The sequence below is a fragment of the Cellulosimicrobium sp. AB352 genome, assembly GCF_049538415.1.
GTDB lineage: Bacteria > Actinomycetota > Actinomycetes > Actinomycetales > Cellulomonadaceae > Cellulosimicrobium > Cellulosimicrobium funkei.
Window position 1 is genome coordinate 1 of the sequence record NZ_JBMVFX010000057.1, and the last position, 349, is coordinate 349.

Consider the following 349-nt stretch of genomic DNA (forward strand, 5'->3'; position numbering starts at 1 on the left):
CACCGGCATCGCCACCCCCGCGGGCAAGGGCACCGCCCGGGTCGTGGACGGGATGATCGAGTACGCCGCGTCGAAGAACGCGACCGGGGCGGACACGTTCACCTACTCCGTGCTCGACGCGCGCGGCGCCACCGCCACGGGCACGGTCAACGTCGGCATCGCCCGTCCCGCGGACACCAACCAGTCGCCGGTCGCGGTGGACGACGAGGTGACGGTGCGCCCGGGGCGTACGGTCTCGGTCGCGGCGCTGGCCAACGACACCGACCCCGACGGCGACCAGGTCGGCCTGGTCCCGGGCGGGATCGAGGACACCCACGACCTGGACGCCGAGGTCGTGGCCGACCGCATT

Annotated in this window: 1 protein-coding gene; it reads left to right on the top strand. The window is 73.9% G+C overall.

The features are described 5' to 3' along the window. A partial coding sequence (locus tag ACPCUX_RS18815) for an Ig-like domain-containing protein (protein ID WP_423389400.1) occupies positions 1-349 on the top strand: 349 nt, incomplete at both ends.